20 protein-coding genes, 1 tRNA gene and 1 riboswitch are annotated in these 25,762 nt (G+C 47.8%); of the genes, 11 read left to right on the top strand and 10 right to left on the bottom strand.

Annotation, left to right across the window (positions count from 1 at the left end; genetic code table 11):
* Positions 1 to 269: 269 nt before the first annotated feature.
* From AC5JBY_RS16475 to AC5JBY_RS16440, 8 genes are read left to right on the top strand one after another with little or no spacing between them, the layout of a single operon-like run.
* A complete protein-coding gene (locus tag AC5JBY_RS16475) occupies positions 270 to 752 on the top strand; it encodes a glycine-rich domain-containing protein (RefSeq protein ID WP_495905717.1) in 483 nt (160 codons plus the stop codon).
* A gap of 1 nt (position 753) precedes the next feature.
* Positions 754 to 1,674: a hypothetical protein gene (locus tag AC5JBY_RS16470; RefSeq protein WP_495905716.1), complete on the top strand. Its 921-nt coding sequence runs from the start codon at positions 754 to 756 to the stop codon at positions 1,672 to 1,674.
* Entirely contained in the window at positions 1,671 to 3,824 is a 2,154-nt protein-coding gene (locus AC5JBY_RS16465; RefSeq protein WP_495905715.1) for a TonB-dependent receptor plug domain-containing protein, read from the top strand. The genes AC5JBY_RS16470 and AC5JBY_RS16465 overlap by 4 nt, the downstream gene beginning before the upstream one ends.
* A gap of 15 nt (positions 3,825 to 3,839) precedes the next feature.
* Positions 3,840 to 5,021, top strand: a complete 1,182-nt coding sequence (locus AC5JBY_RS16460) for a DUF4374 domain-containing protein (protein ID WP_495905714.1) — start codon at positions 3,840 to 3,842, stop codon at positions 5,019 to 5,021.
* 3 nt (positions 5,022 to 5,024) lie between these two features.
* A complete protein-coding gene (locus AC5JBY_RS16455; protein ID WP_495905713.1) occupies positions 5,025 to 6,464 on the top strand; it encodes an ABC transporter permease in 1,440 nt (479 codons plus the stop codon).
* Entirely contained in the window at positions 6,461 to 7,885 is a 1,425-nt protein-coding gene (locus tag AC5JBY_RS16450) for a DUF3526 domain-containing protein (protein WP_495905712.1), read from the top strand. Before AC5JBY_RS16455 ends, AC5JBY_RS16450 begins: the two co-directional genes overlap by 4 nt.
* A gap of 37 nt (positions 7,886 to 7,922) precedes the next feature.
* On the top strand, positions 7,923 to 8,624 hold the full coding sequence (locus AC5JBY_RS16445) for an ABC transporter ATP-binding protein (protein WP_495905711.1): 702 nt from the start codon (positions 7,923 to 7,925) through the stop codon (positions 8,622 to 8,624).
* An 8-nt stretch (positions 8,625 to 8,632) separates the two neighbouring features.
* On the top strand, positions 8,633 to 10,843 hold the full coding sequence (locus AC5JBY_RS16440) for an outer membrane beta-barrel protein (protein ID WP_495905710.1): 2,211 nt from the start codon (positions 8,633 to 8,635) through the stop codon (positions 10,841 to 10,843).
* Positions 10,844 to 10,934: 91 nt separating this feature from the next.
* Here the strand turns inward: AC5JBY_RS16440 and AC5JBY_RS16435 are convergent, their stop codons facing one another.
* The 8 genes from AC5JBY_RS16435 to AC5JBY_RS16400 form a co-directional block, all read right to left on the bottom strand.
* Positions 10,935 to 11,534, bottom strand: coding sequence for a UPF0158 family protein (locus tag AC5JBY_RS16435; RefSeq protein WP_495905709.1), 600 nt, complete (start codon positions 11,532 to 11,534; stop codon positions 10,935 to 10,937).
* 27 nt (positions 11,535 to 11,561) lie between these two features.
* Entirely contained in the window at positions 11,562 to 12,149 is a 588-nt protein-coding gene (locus AC5JBY_RS16430; protein ID WP_495905708.1) for a hypothetical protein, read from the bottom strand.
* A gap of 87 nt (positions 12,150 to 12,236) precedes the next feature.
* Positions 12,237 to 12,608 carry a DUF1801 domain-containing protein gene (locus AC5JBY_RS16425; RefSeq protein WP_495905707.1) on the bottom strand — a complete coding sequence of 124 codons (372 nt, stop codon included), beginning with the start codon at positions 12,606 to 12,608 and terminating at the stop codon, positions 12,237 to 12,239.
* A gap of 18 nt (positions 12,609 to 12,626) precedes the next feature.
* Positions 12,627 to 12,699, bottom strand: a tRNA-Lys gene (locus AC5JBY_RS16420).
* Positions 12,700 to 12,725: 26 nt separating this feature from the next.
* On the bottom strand, positions 12,726 to 14,045 hold the full coding sequence (locus tag AC5JBY_RS16415; protein WP_495905706.1) for a hypothetical protein: 1,320 nt from the start codon (positions 14,043 to 14,045) through the stop codon (positions 12,726 to 12,728).
* A 72-nt stretch (positions 14,046 to 14,117) separates the two neighbouring features.
* Positions 14,118 to 14,915: a C10 family peptidase gene (locus tag AC5JBY_RS16410; protein WP_495905705.1), complete on the bottom strand. Its 798-nt coding sequence runs from the start codon at positions 14,913 to 14,915 to the stop codon at positions 14,118 to 14,120.
* Between the two features lie 88 nt (positions 14,916 to 15,003).
* Positions 15,004 to 16,167 carry a helix-turn-helix domain-containing protein gene (locus tag AC5JBY_RS16405; protein ID WP_495905704.1) on the bottom strand — a complete coding sequence of 388 codons (1,164 nt, stop codon included), beginning with the start codon at positions 16,165 to 16,167 and terminating at the stop codon, positions 15,004 to 15,006.
* 35 nt (positions 16,168 to 16,202) lie between these two features.
* The gene (locus AC5JBY_RS16400; protein WP_495905703.1) at positions 16,203 to 16,670 is read right to left on the bottom strand and encodes a YybH family protein; all 468 of its coding nucleotides are present in this window, start codon (positions 16,668 to 16,670) and stop codon (positions 16,203 to 16,205) included.
* A 377-nt stretch (positions 16,671 to 17,047) separates the two neighbouring features.
* Between AC5JBY_RS16400 and AC5JBY_RS16395 the strand changes: the two genes are divergently transcribed.
* The 3 genes from AC5JBY_RS16395 to metE all read left to right on the top strand — a co-directional run bounded on the left by AC5JBY_RS16395 (position 17,048) and on the right by metE (position 22,556).
* Positions 17,048 to 18,022: a ribonucleotide-diphosphate reductase subunit beta gene (locus tag AC5JBY_RS16395; RefSeq protein ID WP_495905702.1), complete on the top strand. Its 975-nt coding sequence runs from the start codon at positions 17,048 to 17,050 to the stop codon at positions 18,020 to 18,022.
* A gap of 38 nt (positions 18,023 to 18,060) precedes the next feature.
* Positions 18,061 to 19,776: a ribonucleoside-diphosphate reductase subunit alpha gene (locus AC5JBY_RS16390; protein WP_495905701.1), complete on the top strand. Its 1,716-nt coding sequence runs from the start codon at positions 18,061 to 18,063 to the stop codon at positions 19,774 to 19,776.
* Between the two features lie 67 nt (positions 19,777 to 19,843).
* Positions 19,844 to 20,038: riboswitch (cobalamin riboswitch) on the top strand.
* Between the two features lie 193 nt (positions 20,039 to 20,231).
* Positions 20,232 to 22,556: a 5-methyltetrahydropteroyltriglutamate--homocysteine S-methyltransferase gene (gene metE, locus AC5JBY_RS16385; RefSeq protein ID WP_495905700.1), complete on the top strand. Its 2,325-nt coding sequence runs from the start codon at positions 20,232 to 20,234 to the stop codon at positions 22,554 to 22,556.
* A gap of 72 nt (positions 22,557 to 22,628) precedes the next feature.
* Here the strand turns inward: metE and AC5JBY_RS16380 are convergent, their stop codons facing one another.
* Both AC5JBY_RS16380 and AC5JBY_RS16375 read right to left on the bottom strand, forming a co-directional pair.
* Positions 22,629 to 24,149 carry a hypothetical protein gene (locus tag AC5JBY_RS16380; RefSeq protein ID WP_495905699.1) on the bottom strand — a complete coding sequence of 507 codons (1,521 nt, stop codon included), beginning with the start codon at positions 24,147 to 24,149 and terminating at the stop codon, positions 22,629 to 22,631.
* A 129-nt stretch (positions 24,150 to 24,278) separates the two neighbouring features.
* Positions 24,279 to 25,745, bottom strand: coding sequence for a PKD-like domain-containing protein (locus AC5JBY_RS16375; protein ID WP_495905698.1), 1,467 nt, complete (start codon positions 25,743 to 25,745; stop codon positions 24,279 to 24,281).
* Positions 25,746 to 25,762: the final 17 nt, after the last annotated feature.

Raw genomic sequence — 25,762 nt, 5'->3', positions numbered from 1 at the left:
GTGCTGTAATGGCATAGAGGCTTATGCCGAACACCTCTTTCAAAAAAAGTAGGCATTATCAATTAAACATTTACTATGGAAATCATCAACAGAGAAGCTCTTATCGCTTCCATCATCGAAGAAAGGGAAAACGCATGGGGTGACATTGGTACGCATTGCTGCGGCGGCAGCCATTGCTGTGGCTCCCAGGATTAGTCTGTTAGTCTGTTTGAACAAAGCAGCGGAGGGGTGAGCCCTCCGCTGTTCTTACACTTTTAAACATTACTACCATGCATGTTATAGCTGAAGACGCTGCTCTTACAGTCTTGCTGCAATACCGGAACGAGGATGTGCTCTCCCGCTTCATGGATCAATATGATGTGACGGAAGCTGAAGCGGAAGACATCTTTACTGAAACGAAGAAGTTCCTTTTCATCTGCCGGGAACCGGGTGTGTTCATTCCTGATGAATTGCTGATCGTGGATGAGATGTGGCACAACTTCATTTTGTTTACTGCTACCTATCAGGCTTTTTGTGATCAATATTTTGGTGGTTATCTCCACCACCACCCTGCTTCCAAGGCTGAAAAAATACAGCACCGCGCGCTGGTAGCTATCGATGTGGCTGCGGCCAGAAAAGTTTTTAACGGGAAGCTGGCGGGGTTCATGTCTATCGTCTATGACCGGTTTGGTCATGATACGGTGGTGAAATGGTTTCAGCAATACCCGGTGCAATACAGTAAGCTGGTCATTAAAAACATTCGAAAGTTCTGATATGAGCATCTTTCCCAAACGGGCCATGCGCAACAGCACTGTTACTATTCACTGGAACCTGATGCTTCCTGCAGGCTTGGAATCGGCCGTATGTCCTTTTGTGCGTATTGGCATCAACACGCCTGATGGGAAAACGCACTTACTTTTCGAAGAGCATGTGTTGTTGCTGCCATCCACGGCTGCTCCTGCACCAACAGCGCTACAACAAGCCGATGGGTATCAATATCTGAACAAGCATACGCCGCTGTTGGTAGTGGCTTCTTACTTATCGGGCAAGCAGTCGCGGGAAAGGCTTGCGGAGATACTGACGAATATTCAGAATGGCCGGCATTATTATTTTTCCTGGCACGCAACTGCTGATGCGGCGCCGGGTAAATACACGCTGTTATCGGAAATGTATATCGATGGAGTGCTTAAGCATTCGGGTACTGCTGCAGAAGACTTTTTCTATGTAGAGCAGCTGGATGTTGTTGCTCATGCGGGCGGGGATGTCATTATTCATAATCCGGGTCCGGAGCCTGTTCCGGCCAAACTCATCTCTTATATCTCCGGCCAGTATCAACGACCTGAAGGGCTGGATGTGTTTTATATCGCACCGGGAGAAAGCCGTTCTGTCGATACTTCCGGCAAAAGTGTATTTCTCGTGTACAATGAAGAGCGAATTACTATTCCCCTGCATGCTTTTCAACAACCGCGTGCTGTGCGCAATCAGCAGTATCTATCGCTTCGAAAAGAGGAAAAGGGAGAAGCTGTAACCTACGTGCTGCCCCGTGAAGGGGACAATGCGTGGCGGCTTACGGGTGTGCAACGGGAAATCTGGGAAAGTGCCGATACGTTATGCTCCGTAGCAGCTTTACGCGCAAAAGACTGTGTTGCTTATGATGAAATGATCAATCTCCGGCTAATTACTGAAATACTATGAATAAGTTATATCCTCTATTAACCCTGATCGCCGGCGTATTGTTATTGCACAAGGTGTATGCGCAATCACCGGCTACCCCACCGGCTGTTATTACTGCTCAGCAAGACACTGCTAAAAAGCCTGCCAGGGAATTGCAAAGTGTTCAGGTGAGTGCCACTTCTGCCGGCAGCCTGCAGCAATCGAACCGCGCGGTTACCGTGATCGATGCCAAAAAATATTATAACCGCCCGGCCACTACTCTTGCGCTTATCAACCAAAGCCCTGGCGTGCGGGTGCGGCAGGATGGCGGTCTTGGCAGCAAGGCCGACTTCTCCATCAACGGCATCAGCGGTCGGCAGGTTAAGTTCTTCATCAATGGCATTCCCGCCGACTTCCTTGGCGCGGGCAACCGTCTCAATATTTTTCCTGTGAACGCCATCGACCGCATCGAGGTGTATAAGGGCGTGGTGCCTATCGAACTGGGCAGTGATGCACTCGGCGGCGCCGTGAATATCGTGACGCGCCAACAGCTTAGCAACTATTCCGATGCTTCGTACAGCATTGGTTCTTTCAATACGCATAAAGCAACGGTGAATACTTATCAAAACATCGGTAATGATCTTTTTGTGCAGGCGGGTGCTTTTTACAATTACAGTGATAACGATTATAAGATCTCTGCCGATGTACCTGATCAACTGGGCAATCCCAAACCGCAACGGGTAAAGCGTTTTCATGACCGCTACCGTGATTATCAGTTCCATGCGGAAGCGGGCGTTCTGAAAAAGCCATGGGCTGACCTGTTCAGTATCAACGCTTCTTACTATGGGATGGATAAAGATGTGCAGCACAACCTCGTGATGACGGAGCCCTATGGCGCGATCACCCGTGATGAGCGTACATGGAATGCGGGGGTGCGTTATGTGAAGCAGCGTGTGCTGCCACGGCTCAACCTGTCGTTTTATGGCAACGCGGGGCAGGTGAAAGAAAACTTTCTCGATACTTCTTATAATGCGTATACATGGGATGGCAAAGTGTATGAAAGAAGGATCTCTTATGGTGAGATATCCAGCTCTCGCACCGATCTGCTGTTTACTACTTACAACCTTGTAGGCAGGCTGCAGCTGGACTATGCCCCCGATTCGAATGATAAGATCAGCTTCTCGCTCACCAGTACTTATTTCACCCGCAAAGGGAAGGATACGATTGCCGAAAAATACTTCGGACAGGATTATTACGGTCAGGCCATGACGATGCAGAAGAATACTGCCGGTCTTGCGTGGCAGCATCAGTTTGTGTCACGCATTACCAGCACCACGTCTTTAAAATATTACTGGTACCATGCCAAGGGGTTTACCGTCGACAACATGGTGTTCAACCCTGCCTCCCGCTCGCAAAGCCAATGGGGCGTGAGCGAAGCGCTGAAATATGATGTAACTAAAAACTGGCTTGTTAAACTATCCTACGAATATGCCACACGGCTACCGGATGAGATGGAGGTGTTTGGGGATTTCAGTCTGGTGAAAGCCACACCCTCCCTCCAACCGGAAAACAGTCACAACCTCAACCTGATGGCGCGGTATAGCCGCTCCGCTTTAACGGTGGGCCTCAACGGTTTCTTCCGGCTTACGGATAACATTATCATCCTGCAGGTATCGCCACGCAGCTCGCAGTACCGCAACCTGCTGAAGGCGCTGTCGGCAGGCATCGAGGCGGAGGCCAGCTACCAGTTTACGCCTTCGCTGTCGCTGTGGGCGAATGGTACTTTCCAGCACATCATCAACAAATCGAAGAAAGAAAATACCGGCAATGTGGATGACCGCTATTATAACGAGCGGCTGCCCAACAAGCCTTTCCTGTTTGCTAATGGCGAACTGCAATGGACAAAGCGCAATGTGCTTCGCCGGGAGCATACGTTGCAATGCTGGTATGGCATCAATTACGTGAACTGGTTTTACCTGTACTGGTCTAAAGACGGACGGCGGGATACGAAGGCGGTGATCCCTACGCAGTTTGTGCAGCAGGCGGGTGTGAGTTATGCGCTTGCGCGGAACAAGGCAGCGCTCAGTTTTGAAGTGCACAATGTGGGTAATGCGAAAGTGTATGACAACTTTAATGTGCAATTGCCGGGAAGGGCGTGGACGGTTAAAGGAAGAATATTCATTGACCAATAAAAGCAACTCTAAAAAATGAAACGTAACAAGACTTTGGCAGCAACGCTTTGCATGGGTGGTATGATCGCCCTTGCAGTAATGGGTGGTTGCAATAAGAACGATGACAACAACTCCGTGAACAAGGATGCCAACCAGTATGCTATTGCACTGGTAGCTGGCACTGGCAGTGCGCAGACTACCTACATTCAGGGGCTGGCCAATTTCGACAGCACCACGATCAGTAACAGCAATGCTACCGAGCTGACGGGTAATGGCCGTTTGTTTACTTACAACAGCGCCGCCTATGCCTGTGTATTCAATTCACCGGCTACGATGACCAGGTATACGATCGATAAAACCGGTAAGGCTACCAAAGCGGGCGAGCTGGTGATACCCGGCGCCAGGACTTATTCTTCAGTAGAATTTATCAGTGCTACGGAGGCTTATGCTTCTGTAACAGGCGGTGTGGCCAAGGTGATCAAGTTCAACCCCACTACGATGGAGCGTACCGGAGAGATCGATCTGTCTTCTATCCTGCGGGCTGAAGCGCCCGTGATGTATTACCTCGGTATGAAGGCACGCGATGGCAAGCTTTTCATGGGGGTATTTTATGAAGGGGCCGGTTTTGTGGAGAAGTACAACGATACTGCTTACGTGGCCGTGATCGACCTGGCCACTTCCAAGCTGGATAAACTGATCAAGGACTACCGCACGGGTAGTGTATTCGACGGTAACAATTCCTTCGCCATGGACAGTAACGGAGATATTTATGTGGCTGGTCTGGGCTATACCAACCGGCCCAGTGGTATTCTGCGGATCAAAAAGGGACAGACTGATTTCGATGCGTCTTACTTCTTCGACCTCGATGCGGCTACGGGTTACAAATGCCGTGGTGTATCGTTGTTTGACAACGGACTTGCTTTTACGCTTGCGCTCGTGAAGCCTACCGACTCTTATGAGATCAATGGTCCTTCGCATCAATATTACAAGATCGATGTGGCGCAGAAGACCAGTGGTGGTAAGCTGCCGAACCTGCCTGATGCTTTTGGCTCCAGTGGCGCCACCATGCGCCGTTTCAATAACGGAGGAGAAATACTTTTTGCATTTGCCGGCAAAACAGAGAACAGCATTTACAGCTACCAGCTTTCTTCCGGCAACGTGACTAAAAAGGTAATGCTCACCGGAGGCCGCTGCAGCGGTTTCAATAAACTTCAATAAGTGATGATGACCGGTAACCTGTTAAGGATAGCCATGAAAGAGCTGACCACGGTGTATCGCAGCAAGGTGATCCTGCTGATGGCAGGCATCATTTTGCTGCTGCTGGGGGTGGCAGCCTGGGGCGGCTATCGCAATTATATTACAGCGAAGCGCATACGTGATGCTGCGCGGCATGAAAAGCGGGAACAGTGGCTACACCAGGACCCGAAGCATCCGCATATCGCCGCGCATTTCGGCACTTTCGCTTACAAGCCCAAGACCTGGTTCAGCATGCTCGACGCCGGCCTCGACAACTATGCCGGTGCGTATGCTTACCTGGAGCCTCACCGGCAAAATGATTTCGTGTTCAAGCCGGCCGAGGGTCATGGGGCCAGCATCCGGTTTGGCCAACTGTCGGTAGCGCTCGTGCTGCAACTGCTCGTGCCGCTGCTCATCATCTTCATGGGTTTTGGGTCCATTACCGGTGAAAGAGATCAGGGTACGCTCAAGCTTTTGCTCAGCAGTGGCGTGCGCTTGTCGACTATTGCGGCTGGCAAAGTAGTGGGTCAGTTCCTGGCGCTGCTGGCGCTCGTTGTACCGGCGCTGTTGCTTACCAGTATTTTCTTTGCTACAGTGACGCCCACCACGGGTAGTGACTGGCTGGGCCGGAGCCTGGTGCTGCTTGCCGTGTATAGTGCTTATTTTTTGCTTTTCACCGGTATCACCGTATTCGTATCGGCCATCAGCAAAACGAGCGGTAATGCGCTGCTTACATTGCTTACTATCTGGATCATTGGCTGCATTATCGTACCCAAAACGGCGGCCAATATGGGCAGTGACCGGTATCCGCTTCTTTCGCAATATGCTTTCCGGCAGGCCGTGCAGCAAGATATTGCGCAGGGCATCAATGGACATAATACCAAAGATGAACGGGCGAAGGAACTGGAAGCAAAACTGCTGCAACAGTATGGCGTAAAAACGGTGAGCGAGCTGCCTTTCAACTTCGAAGGGTATGTGATGCAGGCGGGTGAAGAATACAGCAGTATGGTGTATGACAAGCATTTTCACCAGTTGCAGCAAACGTTGCTGAATCAAGACCGTTTCTGCCGCCTGGCCGGTATTGCCGATCCCTACCTCGCCGTGCAGGGGCTTTCGATGGGGTTGACCTCCACCGACCTCTATACGCATATCGACTTTCAGCAGAAGACGGAGACTTACCGCCGGTATTTCGTGCAGAAGATGAATGAGGACATGATGCATCATTCGAAGTTGGGTGACTGGAAGTATAAGGCTTCGCAGGCGTTGTATGCTTCGGTATCCGATTTCCAATATCAATCGTTGCCCCTGAAGCAGGTGTTGCGATCGTACCGGATGGAGCTGCTTTCTCTCTCCGCTACTCTTGTGGTGGCTTTTCTGCTGTTCAACCTGATACTTAAACGAATCCCCGTCATCTCTCAATTATGAAAACAATCTTGTTGGTATGCGGTCGTGAATGGAAGCTGCTGACGCGTAATTATGGTCAGTTGTTCATCATTGCTTTGTTCCTTGGCGCCGCGCTGTATTCGATCCATTATGGGAATGCTTTTATCGATCAACAAGAGCGGACTATTCAATACATCCTGGAACGCAATGCCGCGGAGCAACAGGACCTGGTAAAAGGGCTCGATGCGGACACGACCAAACCGGCAGGGATGGCTGCGTGGATCAATGCTTCATATCCTTCGCGGGTGCGCTTCTTTCTCACTTATTATGCCATCGATGCGCCGTCGCCGTTTGCAAGACTCTCGATCGGTCAACGTGATGTGCATGCTTTCTACCTGCCGCTCAATGCGCAGAACCTATATCTGCAATTGTTCAAGTCGGAGATCGCGAATCCGCGGAAACTGCTGGCCGGTAATTTCGATCTATCATTTGTCGTGATCTACCTGTTGCCGCTGCTGATCATTAGTTTCAGCTACAACTTGCTGTCGGACGAACAGGAAAAGGGTACACTGCCGTTGCTGCGCATACAGCCAGTGCCGTTGTACCGGGTGGTTATTGCCAAGGGGTTGTTCTGGTTTGGCATCACGGTTGGGCTGCTTGCCATCGTGTCGGTGATCGCGTTTGTGTGGAGTGGCATTCCCGGCAAGGCTGTGGCTTCGATGGGTTGGTGGCTGCTGGTAACGGCATCGTATACTGCCTGCTGGTTTTCATTGCTGCTGCTTGTGAATGCTTTCCGGCGGAGCAGCGCTTTCAATGCGCTGTGCAGCCTTGGCGCCTGGCTATTGTTTCTTGTTGTGATACCTGCGCTGCTGAATCTTTCTTTCACGGATGAGCGTGAGGCTGACCCTACGAAGCTCACGGACTATATCCGCCGTCAACAGGGGCTGGGCGAATCACGGGAAGAAAAGGTAGCCGTACTGCAACGTTTTTACCAGCTTTATCCGCAGTATAAGAATGAAGATACTGTTGCGGCCACGCGCTTTCTCGACTTCCAGGCTTATTCGGCTTATGTGACCCTGACTGATGTGGCGGCCAAGCCTGCTATCGATGCTTACTATCAACAGGTGTGGAACCGCCAGCAAAAGATAGCGGCCTTTCATCTCGTGAATCCTGCGGTGAATACTCAAAGTCTGCTGAATGTGCTGGCGCATAGCGGGCTGGAAGATGCTTTTGCCTTCCGAAAGTCTATCGAGGCTTTTCACCAGGAGTTGTGTGATTTCAGTTATGTGCCGCTCTTTGCGGGCAGGATGATGATCAAAGATGATTTCAGGCATATACCTGTATTCAAACCAACTGCCACGGTGGCTGTTGCCGGTAATTTACTCCGTGGGCTGGGATGGCTTTGGCTGCTGGCTGTTATTGCCTTCGGCATTGCTTATTACCGGCTGCGCTTCAGGGTATAAAATGTTTTTATTTATCACGTAAAGAAATCTCTTTTATATGTACGCATTACAGGCAACGGGGTTGTCGAAACAATACAAGGGGCATATGGCGCTCAACAATCTTAACCTTACGGTAAGTAAAGGCGAAGTTTTTTGTCTGCTCGGCCAAAACGGGGCAGGCAAAACCACCACCCTCAATATATTCCTGGGGTTTATTTCCTGCAGCAGTGGCAGTGCTGCCATCAACGGTGTTACCGTGTCGCCCACCAACAACGATACGAAGCAATTCATTGCTTACATACCCGAGGTGGTGATGTTGTATGGTCAGCTGACCGGGCTGGAAAATCTGGACTTCTTCAGCCGTCTTGCCGGTTACAAATATAAAAAGGAACAGTTGCAGGAGTTTCTGCAGAAGGCGGGGCTGCAGCCGGAAGCTTTCGCCAAGCGTGTTGGCACTTACAGCAAGGGGATGCGCCAGAAAGTGGGCATTGCTATCGCTATTGCCAAGGACGCGGATGTGATCTTCATGGACGAGCCTACCAGTGGTCTCGATCCCAAAGCCACCAATGAGTTCACCGGCATTGTGCAGCAACTGGGCAAACAAGGGAAGGCTGTGCTGATGGCCACGCATGACATTTTCAATGCAGTGAATGTGGCTACTACTATCGGCATCATGCGGCAGGGGCAGCTTGTGCATGTGCTCAGTGCTAAAGGTATCGATGCTCAACAGTTGCAACAGCTTTATCTCGAGACCATTTGAATGTGTTTATGAAAATACCTTACTCTCTTATCCTGCTGTTGCTGTTTGTGACAGCTATGCCTGCTACCGGACAGGTGCAAAAAGCGTCTACAGATACGACTGGCAGCAAGAAGCTGCCTGTGACCAAAGACAGCACTGTATTTCCACGTACGGATTCGATGCGACAGGTGACCGTGACTGCTACCAAAAACGCGCTGCAGGTAGAAAATGGCCGTATCGTAATGAACCTTAGTAACAGTGCGCTAACCAGTGGTACTTCGGTATTCGAATTGTTGAAGAGAATGCCGGGCGTAACTGTGAGTCAGGACGACGATATCATCCTGCGCGGAACGGCAGGTGTGAACGTGCTGATCGATGGGAAGATGAATTATCTCTCCGGTAAACAGCTGGCTGACTTTCTGAAAGGACTGAGTGGTGACAATGTGGCGAAGATCGAAGTGATCACGGCGCCTACGGCGGAGTTTGATGCTGCGGGCAATGCCGGCATCATCAATATCGTGACGCGCCGGCGCACGATCCGTGGCTATGCCATCGACCTGCGCTCGACTGTGACGCGGGGCAGCACCTGGATGTTCAACGAAAACATCAGTGCCACGCTTAATACTCAAAAGCTTAGCCTCTATGGCTCTTTCGATTATAATACACCCAACCGCAAGGTGAAAGGTGTCAGCAGTAATTCGTTGCAGGAGAATGGCACACCGCTACAGCTTAAACGGGTGAGTGATAGTCGCTACCTCATCAAGTTTTACACCTGGCGCGTGGGGGCCGAATGGCAGCTTAATAACCGCCATCAGCTTAGCGCTCATTATCATGGGTACTTCGATGATTTTGCGGCGCCCAAAGATGCGCTGGCGTATCGTTATGCAGCTAATGGACAACTCCATTCTGTTGTTCAAACTTCCAACAATATCATCGAGCCTTATCATTATGATGCCGGCAATGTTGCGTGGACGTGGCGCATCGACAGCACCGGAAAGCGGTTGACTACGGAAGGGCATTATATCAGTTACCGGAATCTCTCGGATGCGCTTATGACCAGCATCATGAGCAGCGGCGTGGATGGTTCGCTCATCGAAAAGAATGTGCTGCGCTCTCACCAGCCGGGGTATATCAAAATCCGCTCTGCTAAAACGGACCTCGAATGGCCTTATGCAGGAATGTTGTTTAAAGCCGGGCTTAAGTATGCCTATGTGACGAATGACAACAATTATCGTTTCGACTCATTGATCGGCGGTTCTTACAAGGAAGCTACAACCATGTCGAATCACTTCCTGTATGATGAGCGCGTATCGGCTGTGTATCTCTCTGTTTCCAAAAGGATGAAACGTACCAGTGTGCTGGCCGGGTTGCGGGTGGAGCATACCGATGCGAAGGGGTATACTGTGAAGGATGGCTTTACGAACCGGTGGGCATATACCAGCTTCTTCCCCAGCCTATCGATCGATCATGACATGAAGGAGCACAAGCTCAACCTGTCTGTGAGCAGGCGGATCAACCGGCCCACTTACTCCGACCTCAACCCTGTGCGCTGGTATACCGACCAGTACTTCTATTATTCTGGCAATCCGTCGCTGGTGCCGGAAATGGCGTGGTTGTTTTCCGGTGCCTGGACCATTCACCGGAAGTACATCTTCACGGCCACCTATGCACTGCGGGATAATTATATGACCAAAAGGTTGCTCATCGACTCTGCCGCTAATGCTATCAAGAGTGTGACGGCTAACTTTCGCAATATGCAGCGGTTCGATCTCTTGTTCTCGGCACCTTTCAGTGCCGGTGTGTGGAGCATGCAGGTGTCGGCGGGCGCCAACTATTCGCGTTATCCATTGCCACAGAACGGTGATGAGGCCACAGCTTCGCGCTGGGCGTTCAATATACAAGCGCAGCAGCAACTGAAGCTGCCGGCCGGGTTCCGGCTGGAGGTGGCTGCGTTCTATTATACTGATGAGCTGTGGGGTATTTATTTGAAGGAGCCGCTCTACTTTGTGGATGCGGGGGTTCGTAAATCTATGCTGAAAGAGAACCTGGTGGTGCAGTTCAATTTCCTGGATGTGCTGCGTACTTACCGCCTGCGCGGGTCTTCGCTGATCAATACCACGGACTACCGTTATAATGACCGGCCTGAAGCGCACCGCATTAGTCTGAGTGTACGGTATCATATAGGCGGCAAGCTTACTTCCAAAAGGGCAAGCAGTATCGAAGAGCAGGAAAGGTTGTGATGCATTTAGGCACAAGTACGCTAACGCACAAGGCTAAGCTGCATACTTGCGCCAGGTAAGGGGGCGATCCCAATGTAAGCTACAGTTTTAGTCACCATAGTTTCCACCAAGGTTTTTTGGGTTCTGATTTTTGTTCATTCCCATTATTGCCAAGATCGAAGCTCATAGAAAGCATCTTTTTGTCTGTCCACAAAGAAGCTGTGTCCAAATTTATATTCAGTAGATTACAGAACGTATCGGCCTTCTGCTCTATAAAATCACTTACAAACTGTTTCCATTCTTTTTGGATATTATCCTGAAGCAGATTATTGAAGTTCAAACTTGTTCTCCCATTTTCTGCCTCTATTATTTTCTGTAAATCGTCTTTATTACTTAGATCTGGGCGGTTACCAACAAACGCTTGCATCATTTGCCTTCTTTCATCAATTGTCAATCTGGGAATAGATATAATAACTGCGTCATTGTCTTCAATTCTTTGTATACGTTTAGCCAATATGTCCAATTCTTCTGCAGAATAAGGATTGCCAGGATACGTTTCTGTTGATAATGGGTCTGTCAGAAAATAGTCAGTGACAAAAACAGAAAAAAATTCGTTGTCTCGTCTGTCAAAATAAAAGCTCTCATTTATGCTGTCTACTTGTTCAGAAAATGCTATACGCAGCCATTTGTATATGTTGTAACGATCGCTCATAAAAATTACTATTCATCCTTTTTACTTTTACTGCCTCGGCTTAGGTGCCATAGATAAGTATTTTCGTAAATCTTGCCTTAGAATATATATAGCAGTTTCTTTTGTCACTAAGGCCTTGTTGTCTTCCACATTGCCCGTATACTGATAAAAATAACAATCTTCTTTGAGGACAAAAATATTAGAAGGCAGTTCTTTGATTTTTACAAAATTAGCATGTCCGTTGAATGTCTCCTCGCACTCCACATAGTTTACATTTCGGTTATCCTTTTGAAACATAATATTTCTGTGACTTTTGTCTGGAAACAATTCGTGCCCTTCAATATATAGAAATCCAATGTTGTTCTTTCTGCTGTAAGCAGATATATTTATATACTGTCCGTTTTGTAATTTGTAGATTGTCCGGTCGTAAAGCCAGTCGTAACCAGCATTTTTCAATTCCTCAAGCATAATTGGCACAACATCATCAAGTCTCAACCAATTAGTTGTTAATTTTTTGCCCTTCAAATTTCGGGGTGAGAAATACTCGTAATAGTTGCTTGTATCAATATTTGAATTTGTCTGAGCCAACGTAAAGTGTCCATAGAAAATACAAAAAATAAAAACAATTTTTTTCATAAACGTTTTATAGTGATGTTTATATAAAACTGACGGGCGTAAAGGAATTTAGGCAATTCGCCCCGGGATAACTAAAATGGTTCGAGTTCATTCTTTGATCTTTATTGTTCCTTTTCTGTATAAGTCCAGCGCTTTTTGCAGAATGCTTTTTATCGTCTTTATGGGTAAGTCTTTGTTTGGATCAACCCTTAATACCTTCATCCGGGAACGGTCGCCTTCTTCCAGTTTGGGATGGTCAAGGTGTTTTCCTTCTACCATAAGGAGATAGGGCTGGTTCGTCTTTTTGTCTGTCCACAAATAGCAAAACATTTTTTTCTTGTAGCAGAAGCAGGGCATTCCGTACTTCTGTGTTTCAGAAATGTTTGTGTCTTGTTCAAGAATGATGCTGCGCAATGCAAGCAGGCAGCTCTTGTTTGGCTCTTCTTTGCTTAGGTAAAAGTTGTGGACCTCTTCTGACATTTTATTCGTTACCGTTTGTTCTGATAACAGGGCTCGAACCTGTGTCCATCCGGTCCAAGAGCCGGACGCTCTACCACTGAGCTATATCAGAAACCGAGATAGGTGTAGGACCCGAACCTATAATGTTTTTACATTTTTACCTGAAAAATATCTATGTCGTTTCAGCACTGTCGCCAAAAAAGGATTGGATACTGTCACTCCATGAACAAGTTCTGGTGTAGGTTTGAACTCTGCTACTCCGTGAACCCGTGGCGCTATCCAACCTGATTTTTCCGGGTCAAGCCCTGCTTCTTTACAATATTTAACTACCAATTCTTTGTTGCAGTCAGCTTTGTTCTGGAACACTTCCCATGGTAAAGGTATTTTATTCCATACGTCTGTGTTTGGGTCGAGTTTTCCACCGGATGCAAAATGCCAGGCGACAACATCGGCAGCCATCAATCGCAATACTTTGCCAAAACAAATTTCTTCGAGGATGTAATCCAATCCTACTGCATAAATTAAGTTCATCCAGTTGTCTCTCGCCTTATTCCACGCTCCTGCTGTATTGTTCCAGGTTGTAGAGTCATTGCCTCTTTTAACAACCATGGTTTGTCTGTTGATGTCGCTGGCCGTCCAAACCTCGTCTAATAATGCTGCAATATCCTGTAAAGTGGTTGTCCACTTGCCCAACAGTATTCCTTTTTGTTCGTCCGTCAAGTTTGATAGTACTTCCTGGCTGGCATAGATATGTGCTATAGCCCACCAATTTGTATTGTTGGGGGCTTTGCATCTGGCCAATAGCATTTCGCTTATTTCGTCGAAAGGACGGTCCTGACTTTGATTTGTAAAAACACTTCTGAGATTGCAACGAGCATTGTAATAGGCGATAAAACAAGCTGTGTTTATGTCTGACGAAAAGTTTGTGAAATCTATTGTATGGGCTAAGCCGTGTTTTGCAATTTTTTGAAATTTTATCTTTTTGCTTTCCCGAATAAATTTCAGCAGTTTGTCTTCTATCCGGGTAAGCAGCCGCCACTTTTTATTGTAGTTCCGCTTCGATAAATCAAGCCCGCTTTCCTTTCTCTGTGTTTTGTTAAGTCTGTCGGCTTTAAAATCGTTATTCCCTGCGGTTTTATGAATAATGGGTGAAACGAGGTTGATAAACTCCTCAATGTTCTTCTGGTTATTGTAATCTGTGTTGTTTTTGTTGTCGAGTTTGAAAATTTCTATTGCTTTGGCAATTTGTTTTCCGGCACCTTTTGCTTCTGCAAAGGTTTGTAGCATTGAAGTATAACCTAACATATTTCTTGCCAATGAACCCTGGGCTGCCTTTTCCAAAAACTGTCTTTCACTGGTTGTCAAATTGCCTTTTGTCAATTCAAGAATCATTTCCGCAACGTCTTCCGGTCGTCTTCGTTCTTTTAAAGTTTGGTATAGTTGTTCAACTGCAGTCATTTCATTGCGCTGTATCAGTAAAGTTGTTACTGACTCCAATATACGCAAGACTCTTTGTTAAACAAATTCTACCTAATGACTTCTCTTGTGTGAATCTGGATTGAATGTATAGATGACCCGCAAGACTGTATCATCCGGCCGCAGGATGCCTTTGTAGAAGTCATACCAACCATCGGTAGGGCCGCCTTGTCCCTGGTTGAGGTGGACCTTAAATTTTCCATTTTCATAACAATAGGCATCTATTACTACCGAGTGCCCAAAATCTTTGAGGTTGGCAAAATGCAGGAAGACGGGTCGCTGTTCGTTCAGTTCACGATAAATGATCTTTTCCAGTTTGCCCAATGTATAGGGGGCGAAGTTGTGCCAGGCAATATAGCGCTTCACTTTTACCTGGTAGTGCTGTTCGAGTAAACTGGCGGGCGCCAGCTTATTCATGTACCGGTCGGTACCAAAATCCTTTTGTATGGCAAGTGCAGCGTAGTAATTGTACTTCGCCAGTTGTGCAGCCGTAGCAGGGGAACTGTTGCTATCGATCGTTGGGGCGAATTGCCGAAAGTCGAATTGGGTACTGTCCAATACTTCGTCTATCCGATAGCCCTTCCGGGAAGTGTATTGTACCCGGCCGTAGGGTTTTAACCGGTGGTAGTACATGATCTGTGCGAGGGCTGTGCTCCAGCAGCCCAGCCGCAGGCTGTCGGGGGTACATTGCTCAAAGCCACCCATCTGCTGCCAGTTTGTCGTTGTGAGGCCTTTGCTGTTTTGGGTGCACCTGGTCTTATCCGGGAAAAAGGGAAAAGCTGTACAGATCGTGGCATACAGGGCCAGTAGCAGTGCGCATACTATCGCGGTGGTCTTCATCCATTTTTTCATGAGTTTCTTTTCACTCAAAGTAACCGTCGGCGGGCATGCGGTTCTTCTCAAAACCGGTTTTGAGAGTTCTTATTCAGAAGGAAAGGTGCTATTCCGGGGACGATTGCCGGCGGATGTATTCTTTGGGAGAGATGCCTGTGCCGGCCTTGAAGATCCTGTAAAAGCTGGCTTCAGAATTAAAGCCGCATTCATAGGCGATGCCGAGTATGGATAGCTGGCTGAAGCGGGGATCTTTCAGCCGCTGCTTTGCTTCTTCCAGCCGGTAGTCATTGATCAGTGTGCGGAAGCTTTTTTGCCAGTGGGTATTGATGACAGTGGAGACAAGTGCCGGATTGGCAGCTATATGTTGGGCGAGCTTTTGCAGGCTCAGTTCCGGATCGAGGTAACATTTGTCTTTTTCCAGGGCAGTGAGGATAGCGGCTTTGAGGGATTGTTCTGCTTCTGGCGACAACTTTGTTTCCTTCACCGGTACTATGTCCGGCGGTGATTCAATGATTTGCTGTGCTGCACCAGCCATTTGTTGTTCCGGCAACTGGTAGCCCCTGAAACCGATGTAGTAAATGAGTACTGCGAGGTACACGAAGAATACCTGCCAGTAATAGAAAGGGCGGAAGCCTGTATAAACAAAATATTCCAACGCAACTGCTACGGCCAGCCCGAGTATCAATATGCCCAGCCAGACAGCTACATTCCGGAGCCAGGCGTAGGTGGGGTAATTGGTTGCTGCGATGTTCTGGTTGAGCCAGTGCCGGTACTGTAGTACGAGCCGCAGACCCAGCCACCAATATAAGCAGCCAGACAAGACGGACAGCAAGTCCTCCCCTTCTTTGATGGCGTTAAACTGATAATGGTTAGCTACCATGTCTTTGGCTAAAAGGTCTGGCACCCGCCATACGCTGAGGTAAATAAAAACGGAATAAGCCAGGGATAAGGCAAAGGGTACAAAATGCCATAGTTGATCGCGGGTAAACCTGAAGTGTGGCTTTGTGAGGGAAGCGATGTACAACCAAATAAGGGGCTGGATGGCCAGGTCGAATGGCAACGGGAAATATCTGAAGAAGGTGGTTTGCCAAAGTCCGGTAGTATGAATGAGGATCTTGATGCAAAGCAGGTTGAAAACGGTGAGCATAAAGGATAACAGCAACTTGCTTTGGCTATTGGACCAGTGGCGCCAGATCTGCATGGTAATGAAGAAGCCCTGTGTGATGCCGATCAGGAGCAATACATCGAAAAAAGAGAAGCGCCAGTTCAACGACGTACAATTATGGGATAAGTAAACAATAAAGATTACTGTATGACTGGTATTCTGCTTACATCTTCAATATGGATGAGTGTTAACTTCCATTCGCCACTGGCTTGCTTCGTCCATCCAAAACTATAGTTCCCTTTCTCTTTAAGAACGTGTCCTCCAGGTGGTGTCAAATCACCAGTATACGTTCCAGCAGTATACGCGATTTTGTCGTCGCTATTCTTTGCGATAGATGAAACAGTAATATTGCCAAGAATTTTTAGTCCGCCACTAACCCATTTTTCTGCTATCGATGACTGGCCTTTGTAAATCAATGTGTCATTCATGACAATAGCATCCTCCGCGATTACTTTCATGACAGCAGCCGAATCTTTGTTGTTCCATCCTACAACAAATACTGACGTCAAAGAATCTACGTCTGCCTGGGTTGTCGAAGCAGCTGTGTTTGATACGTTGCTGCAACTAAGCGCAATCAATGCTATCAAAAGAAAAAGCAGGTATTTCATTTTGTGAGATTTTATTCAATATTTCCTTAAGATACTCAAAACTAACATGCCCCCATAAAAATGCAGGGCTTGGCTACCCACTCCCCCCACCCTCACCGCCACATCGCCTGACATCCTGATATGGTCCTTTGGGTGAACCTGGCCGTTCAAATGCAGCAGGCATAGGGGTTTCTCTTCTGAGATCATTTTTTGGCAAAAATGCCAAACGGATTATTCACAGGCTGTTGATTTCTTATACCCCCCTTTTATCAAATTAATCAAGAACTTTATAAAACCGCTCTACGGGAAAGCAGATTTCAAACTAAATATTGGTCAACGCCGCAGATCATATTATAAGGTATGGTCCGGGGCCTGTTTCACGATAAAAGTCACTGATTATGGGATTATTTGATAAGAGGGTTCAGTATAAGCCATTTGAGTACCCTGAGGTATTAAAGTATACGGAAGCGATCAACAAGTCATTCTGGGTTCATTCGGAGGTGGATTTCACGGCCGATATTCAGGATTTTCATGCTCACCTCACTCCTGCCGAGCAAAATGCCGTCAGGAACAGTTTGCTGTCGATTGCGCAGGTAGAAGTGGCTGTGAAGTCTTTTTGGGGTAATCTGTACCAGCATTTTCCCAAGCCTGAGCTGAATGGCTTAGGGTCGACGTTTGCAGAATGCGAGTTCAGGCATTCCGAGGCGTATTCGAGGCTGCTGGAGGTGCTGGGGTACAATAATCAGTTTGAAAACCTGCTGCAAGTGCCTGTAGTTCAAGAGCGTATTAATTATTTGTCGGCTGCGCTGGCGCATACCAAATCGACCGATAAAAAGGAATATACTTCTTCGCTGATCCTGTTTAGCCTGCTGATCGAGAATGTGAGCCTGTTCAGTCAGTTTGCCATCATTCTTGCCTTCACCCGCTTCAAGGGCCTGATGAAGAATGTGAGTAATATTATTGCCTGGACCTCTGTGGATGAACAGATCCATGCGAATGCCGGTATTTTCCTGATCAACAAGATCAAGGAGGAATATCCGGAGATTTTCTCTGCCGAAATGATCGCGCGGGTACAGGAGATCGTAAAGCAATCGATCGAAACGGAAGAGCGCATGCTCGACTGGATCTTCGGTGCAGGTGAGATCGATATCATCAGCAAGCATAACCTCAGCAACTTCATGAAGAAGCGTGCGGATGATAGTCTGTTACAGATCGGTATGCCTGCTATCTTCAATATTAGTTCAAAAGAGAGTGCGGCTATGTTGTGGTTTGAGGAAGAGGTTTTCTCGAATAGCCTGGACGATTTCTTTGCCAAGCGCCCGGTGGAATACACCAAGTTTGACAAGAGTATCTCAGCGCACGACCTGTTTTAGTTTTTACATTACTTACCTGACCTATAAAACGAAATGCGATGACAACATTATTCGATACTGCTGTACCGGTTACCGAGCAATTGCCTGATCTGAATGGAAAATATGAACAGGAGAAGCTTTGGTGGAAGAATGAAGAGAGTGAACAAGTGTTGAACAGGGGTTATTTATTGAAGGGCGAAACGGTGGAAGGCGCTATCGAGCGGATTTGTTCTGCTGCTGCACAGCGTTTGTACAAGCCTGAGCTGAAGGATGCTTTTAAAGAAATGGTGGAAAGGGGCTGGATGAGTTTAAGTTCTCCTATCTGGGCCAATATGGGTACTGAAAGGGGATTGCCTATCTCCTGCTTCAATGTGCATGTGCCTGACAATATCGAGGGTATTACGCATAAGCTGGGTGAGGTGATCATGCAGACCAAGCTGGGCGGTGGTACTTCTGCTTATTTTGGCTCATTGCGTGAAAGGGGCAGTGCTGTAACTGACAATGGTAAAAGTAGTGGCGCTGTGAGTTTCATGCGCCTGTTCGATACGGCGATGGATACGATCTCTCAGGGCGGTGTGCGCCGTGGCGCTTTTGCCGCTTACATGGACATCGATCACGGGGATATCGAGGAGTTTCTTTCTATCAAGGATATCGGTCACCCTATCCAGAATCTTTTTTATGGAGTGTGTGTGCCCGACTACTGGATGCAGGAGATGATCGACGGTGATATGAAGAAAAGGCAGGTGTGGGCCAAGGTGCTGGAAAGCCGTCAGCAAAAGGGTTTGCCTTATATCTTCTTCTCCGATAATGTAAACAGGAACAAACCGCAGGTATATAAAGACCACAATCTTACTATTCATGCCAGCAATCTTTGTTCGGAGATCATGCTGCCTTCTACGTGGGAAGAGTCTTTCATCTGTTGCTTATCTTCTATGAACCTGGAGCTGTATGATGAATGGAAAGATACCAATGCTGTGAAGCTGGCTGTATTCTTCCTCGATGCCGTGCTGCAGGAGTTCATTGCCAAAACTGAGGGTAATCATTACCTGGAGGCTGCCAACCGATTTGCCAAGAGGCACCGTGCATTGGGATTGGGCGTGTTGGGCTGGCACTCGTATCTGCAAAAGAATATGATCTCTTTTGAAGGTTTACGCGCCAAGCAACTGACTGCTATGATCTTTAAGGATATTCATGATAAGGCTCAGAAGGCCAGTAAAGATCTGGCATGGATCTATGGAGAGCCTGAACTGTTGAAGGGTTATGGCAAGCGGAATACGACTGTATTGGCTATTGCGCCTACGACTTCTTCCAGTGCTATCCTGGGCCAAACGTCTCCCGGTATCGAGCCTTTCAGCAGCAACTATTATAAAGCGGGTCTTTCCAAGGGTAACTTCATGCGTAAGAATAAGTACCTGAAGGAACTGCTGATCAAGAAGGGCATCGATAATGAAGATACGTGGCGCGATATCATGTTGAACCACGGTAGCGTGCAGCATCTCTCTGCACTGACTCAAGAGGAGAAGGATGTGTTCAAGACTTTCAAAGAGATCAGTCAGCTGGAGATCATCCAGCAGGCTTCTATACGTCAGCAGTTTGTTGATCAATCCCAAAGTCTCAACCTCAATATACCGGCTGACCTGCCCGTGAAAGAGGTTAACAAGTTGTTGATCGAAGCCTGGAAGCTGGGTATTAAAACGTTGTATTATCAACGTAGCCAGAGTGTTTCTAAAGAAATGGTGACTAACCTCGTAAGCTGCAAGAGCTGCGAAGCATAGGATAAGGGTATTGTTTCATTTTGATGTGCAAATAGATTAATTTTGCCCTCGCAAGTTCTTTCTTATCATCTTATCAAGCAGCAAAGGTTCCCGCTAACCCGGGATTAATAGGGAATTGTGTGAAAATCACAAGCTGTCCCGCAACTGTATGTAACATACCTGAGTTTTTACCCTTGTTGTCCACTGTCCCGACTATGGTTGGGATGGGAAGGACGGTAGAAACGTTACAAGCCAGGAGACCTGCCTTACTGTATTTGACAATGCTTTCGTGGAATGAAGCTGTTGTTGATCTGATAGGCTTATTGTATAATGACCGGCCGTGTATGTATATTTTATACTATGCGGGACTGGCTATTTATGCGTATGCCTTTGTTTCACTTCTACTTCTTTTCACCAAACATTGCGGGTTTTAACGAAGGGCTTTTAACTGATTATTCATTTTAAAAGCATTCATCATGCAGACACACAATCTCGGCTACCCGCGGATAGGCAGCCAGCGTGAACTGAAGAAGGCTTCCGAGCAGTACTGGGCCGGAAAGCTAACCGCACAACAATTGATGCAGACGGGCAGTACAATCCGTTTGCAAAACTGGCAACTTCAAAAGGATGCCGGTATCGATCTGGTTCCCTGTAATGATTTCTCTTTTTATGACCAGGTGCTGGACACCAGCCTGCTGGTGGGGGCTATCCCTGCCCGTTACCACGACCTGATGCACGACAAGCAGCTGCCGCATATCGACCTGCTGTTTGCCATGGCGCGTGGTTATCAAAAGGGTGGTTACGACATCACCGCTATGGAGATGACGAAATGGTTCGATACGAACTATCATTACATCGTTCCTGAGTTTACTGCGAACCAGCAATTCACTTTGTATCACAACAAGGTGCTGAATGAATTCAATGAAGCGAAACGTCATGGTATCGCCGCCAAGCCTGTGTTGCTGGGGCCTGTATCGTTCCTGCTGCTGGGCAAGGAAAAGGAAAGTGGCTTTCACCGTCTTGAGTTGCTGAAAAAGCTGTTGCCTGTGTATGTAGAAGTACTGGCGAAGCTGGAAGAGGCAGGTGCTTATTATGTGCAACTGGATGAGCCTTGTTTATCGCTGAATCTTTCGGTAGCCGAGCGGCAAGTATTTGCCAAGGCTTACCTCGAGATCAAGAACAGGTTTCCGCAGCTGCAGATCATTCTGGCGAGTTATTTCGAGTGTTATGGTGAAAATCTTTCTATGGCATTGAGCCTGCCTGTGCAGGTGCTGCACCTTGACCTCGTTCGTTGTCCATCGCAGCTGGATGATATTCTTGCTACGGATATTGCCCGTTCAAGAACGGTGCTTTCACTTGGTGTGGTGGATGGCCGGAATATCTGGAAGAACAATTTTGAGAAGTCTCTCAGTCTTATCAATAAGGCTGTTGAAAAACTGGGCAAGGAAAGGGTGTGGATCGCTCCTTCCTGTTCTTTGCTGCATGTGCCTTGCGACCTGGAACTGGAAACGAATGAAAAGGTGTTGACGCCAGAGATCAAGCAATGGATGGCTTATGCCAAACAGAAAATCGACGAGGTGATCACACTTAAGCAGCTGGCCAGTGGTGACAACAACGTGATCGCTGCGGCGAAGCTGCAAGCCAATATACAGGCTAACAGGAACCGTCAGACTTCTGCGCTGATCCACAGTAAGGTGGTGAAGGAAAGGGTGGCGGGCATCACTGATAAGGATGCTGCGCGCAACAGTGTGTTCTCTATCCGGAAGCATAAGCAGCATGATCTGTTGAAGCTGCCACAGTTCCCGACCACGACTATCGGTTCTTTTCCGCAGACTGCGGAAGTGCGCAGCTGGCGGGCCAACTGGAAGAAGGGTGATCTGACGCAGGAACAGTATGATGATCTGATCGCCAAAGAAACGGAGGAGTCTATCCGCTGGCAGGAAGCGATCGGCATCGATGTGCTGGTGCATGGTGAGTTTGAGCGTAATGACATGGTGGAATACTTTGGTGAGCAGCTGAGTGGTTTTGTGTTTTCCAAGAATGGCTGGGTACAGAGTTATGGCAGCCGTTGTGTGAAGCCTCCTATCATCTATGGTGATATAAGCCGCCCCGCTCCTATGACCGTGCGCTGGACTTCTTTTGCACAATCGCTCACTGATAAACCTGTAAAGGGAATGCTTACCGGCCCGGTAACTATTTTGCAATGGAGCTTTGTGCGCAATGACCAGCCACGGAGCGAAACCTGTACACAGATCGCGCTGGCCATCCGGGATGAAGTGGTGGACCTTGAAAGGGCTGGTATCAACGTGATCCAGATCGACGAGCCGGCTATCCGTGAAGGTCTACCGCTACGCAAAGAGAACTGGCAGGAATACCTGCACTGGGCTGTACGTGCTTTCCGTATTTCGGCCAGTGGTGTAAAGGATGCCACGCAAATCCATACGCATATGTGTTATTCCGAGTTTAACGATATCATCGGGAATATTGCGGATATGGATGCAGATGTGATCACCATCGAGTGCAGCCGTTCGCAAATGGAGTTGCTGGATGCGTTTGCGGAGTTTAAATATCCCAATGAGATCGGGCCTGGTGTGTATGATATTCACTCGCCCCGTGTGCCTTCTAAAAAGGAGATGGTGGAGCTGATGGAGAAAGCGAAGGCGGTGATCCCTTCTGATCAACTGTGGGTGAATCCTGACTGTGGCCTGAAGACACGCGGCTGGCCGGAAACCAAGGCTGCTTTGGAGGCCATGGTGGATGCTGCGCGTGAGTTGCGGGAGCAGGTTGTTGTGAAAGCCTGATAGACTGTAATATATATGAAAACAGGCTGTATGATCACATACAGCCTGTTTTTCGTTTACCGGTAGTTCCGTCTATGGGTTTATCGTAGGGATCTTTGCGCCTAACAGGTGGAGGTCTTCTCCACGGCTGATCTCGGTGGATGCTTCTCCCAGCCAACCGTTTTCCTGGTCTATTCCGTTGTAAATTTTTACAAAGTCGATACCTGGCAGGTTGACTTTGTTGCCGTCTTTGTCGATTGCCCAGTCGATATCGATGCCGGCATTGTCATGGAGGTTGGGATAGTTGTCTACATATCCATAATTGAAAGCATACAATACAAAGTAAGTTCCTCCCCCACTCTCGTCCATGCCATTGCGCGCGAGGCGTATGCCTTTGTAAGTGATCTTATTATCTGTGACCCAGCCGGGATAATAGCTCTGTGCGTGGAAGGTATTTTTTATTTTGTATCCTTCCTGTCCCTGATTGTCTGTCCACCGGATATAATTGCTGATACTGGTATTGCTGGGTGGATTGGCATCTGGCGTTTCTGTTGTTGGCTTGTTGTAGGTCATTTCGTAAGTACGGAACGTGCGTACGTCAAGGTTTTTGCTGACAGCCGTGGCGTACCAGGGTTCTTTGTCGGCAGAGAAGTTGCCGCTGCCTTTTATCTCGTACCACTCGTCTTCGTCGGGTTTGCCATTCTTGTTTTTATCGTATGCTACCATCACGATTCCCGGTTCACAGCTTCCTCCAAAGGGGGCATTGGGGCGTGGGTTGGCAAGGGCGCCAAACGCATTTCCATAAATCCTGAAATCGCGCCTGTCGACTACGTTTACAATGGTATGGTCGAAGCCAACTACTACATAACCTCCCCATCCTCCGAGGGTGATCATGTTGGCGTCTTCTCCAATCAGTTCATTGCCTGCTTTGGTGATCATCGTTTCCCGGCTATCACCTGGGTTGTATTTGGGTAATTCGTTTACAAACTGACCGGGGGCCGGCAGGTAATCGAATACTTTCGTTATATAAGCTGTTTGCGCTTTATCAGCCTGCTGTACCGTGATCAGTAATGTATCTATCACATCGCCTGAGGATACTTTTACCTGATAGGCGCCTTTGTCTACGGCGCTAAACAGCGCTGTTGTATTGGCTGCAGATAGCCTGTAGCGATCGGCCGGGGACGATAGTACTGCCCATTTTACATCTGTCTTGCCTGCAAATTTCTGTGAGGCTTCCAGGGTGAGTATCTTATTGGTTGTGGTGATCCAATTGATATAGCGACCCGTGGTGATCTTCACTGCTTTCTGGACAATGTTGCCCAGGTTGTAAGCTCTGACGATCAGGTTATATGTTCCGGGATCGGCGGGCGCCTGAAAGGTGTATTGTTTTGCATTGGCTACTCTTTGTCCGTTGACAAGCCATACCAACGAATCTACGTTGTTTTCAATGGTTGGATTTATCTGTAAGGATTGTTTTACCACTACATAATATTCGGATTCAATGCCGTTAATAACCGGCGCTGTTTCCGGGAGCTGAGCATCTTTTTCTCCGCAGCTGGCTATTGCCAGTAAAGCGAAGGAGATGTATACGAGGAATTTATTTTGCTTGTTCATTTTGTCTGGTTTATTGATCGTACTGTTTTGTTTGCAATTTTGTGATGATCTATCCCTTCGACAACCCTTCGACAGCACTTCGACAGGCTCAGTGTGACAGCAGCTACTCAGGTTGACAGAAGGTGACACTTATTTGAGGTGCTTGTCGAGGATAGACCTTACTTGCAGCATGCGTCCTTCTTCGAGGTTATAGTCCTGCAAACCGGTGAGGCCCGCTACCTGTTGAACGGGGTAGACAACCTTACGCACTTTTACAAAATCGATTCCCGGCAACTCAACGTTTTCTCCTTTACTGTTTACTGCGAAGTCGATATCGATGTTCATGTTCTGGAAAAACGGCGCTGCGCCGGTAACGTTTTTGGTAAGGCGCTTTCCTGAGCGCGTGAAGGAGGTTGGCCAACCGCTCAGCATGCCCATTTTTTTCGCAGGAAGATCGGTCATGTTCAAGCCGGGAAAGAACCCTCTTACAGAGAATGTTCCTGCATAGGTCATGGCACTGGTGAAGGTCTTATTGTAAGCGATCTGTCCCTTGACTGGCACATCCTGGTTGTCTTTGTAACTATGGTAAGAATATGCTCTTCTGTCATCTGTTTTGAAGCTATCCAATGTAAAGGTCATCGCATAGTTCCCGCTATCTTCCAACCCATAGTCTGCCGTTTTGATCTCATACCACTCTTCTTCGTCCGGCTTGCCATTTTTGTTGCGATCATAGGCTACGTATACAGCTGGCAGATCTTTGTTGGAATAAAAAGCTGTCAGCTCGAGGTCTGTTTTGCCTGGCACATTGGCTACGGTGTGGTCAAATTTAAAGGTGGCATATCCGCCCCAGGCGCCTACAAAAAGAGCAGCAAAAGGATCGGTCTTTCTTATTTCGGATGCTTTGGCTAAAAAATCATTGTAAGGAAGCGGATGCTCGAGTCCCAGATCCCATAGGTCTCTGGCGCCGATGATGGCCCAGTTGTGCAATTTGCCGGGTGCGGGTGCGTATTCCAATACGGTATAGGCATTTTTTACGTATTGGGCTGTCTTCACCTCGATATTGCGGGTGGAGCTGGCTGATTGTTTGCCGGCGGTTACTTTCAATGTGAGGGGGAAGGTACCTGCCTCGGGAGAGATAAAGGTGAGGCTGCTTTTTTTGCTGATCACAGAATCGCCGATGGACCATACATAGGTGTAATCATTCCGCTCAGGACCGCTGACCTCAGGTGTGATGTCTATAACTGTAGACAGGGAAACCGACAGTTCGCCGGGAACTGATACGGTAATTGGTTTTTCAACAAATATTTTAAAAGATTGCTCAGCAGTGCCTGCTTTGTTGTTTGCCTTGAAGGTAACATTGAAGTTGCCCGGCTCGGTAGCTTTGAAGGTATAGCTGACCTGGTCAGCTGCTACTTCCTTTCCATTCACCAACCATGCGTATATGTTTCCTTTCAGGTTGGTAATGTTGGGAGCCAATTCCATTTCGTCGCCAATGTTGAGTGTGATCGTGTCTGTTCCGATCCCGGAAATGGTTGGGGCGATATACTGCTCTTTTTTGCAAGAGAAGGCAAAGAAAACAGCTACTGCCAGTAGTGTTAGAAAAATGTTCCTGTTCATGTGTTTTATTTTCGAGT

This window comes from Paraflavitalea sp., from assembly GCF_059502485.1.
This window is presented reverse-complemented; position numbering and strand designations above follow the sequence as displayed.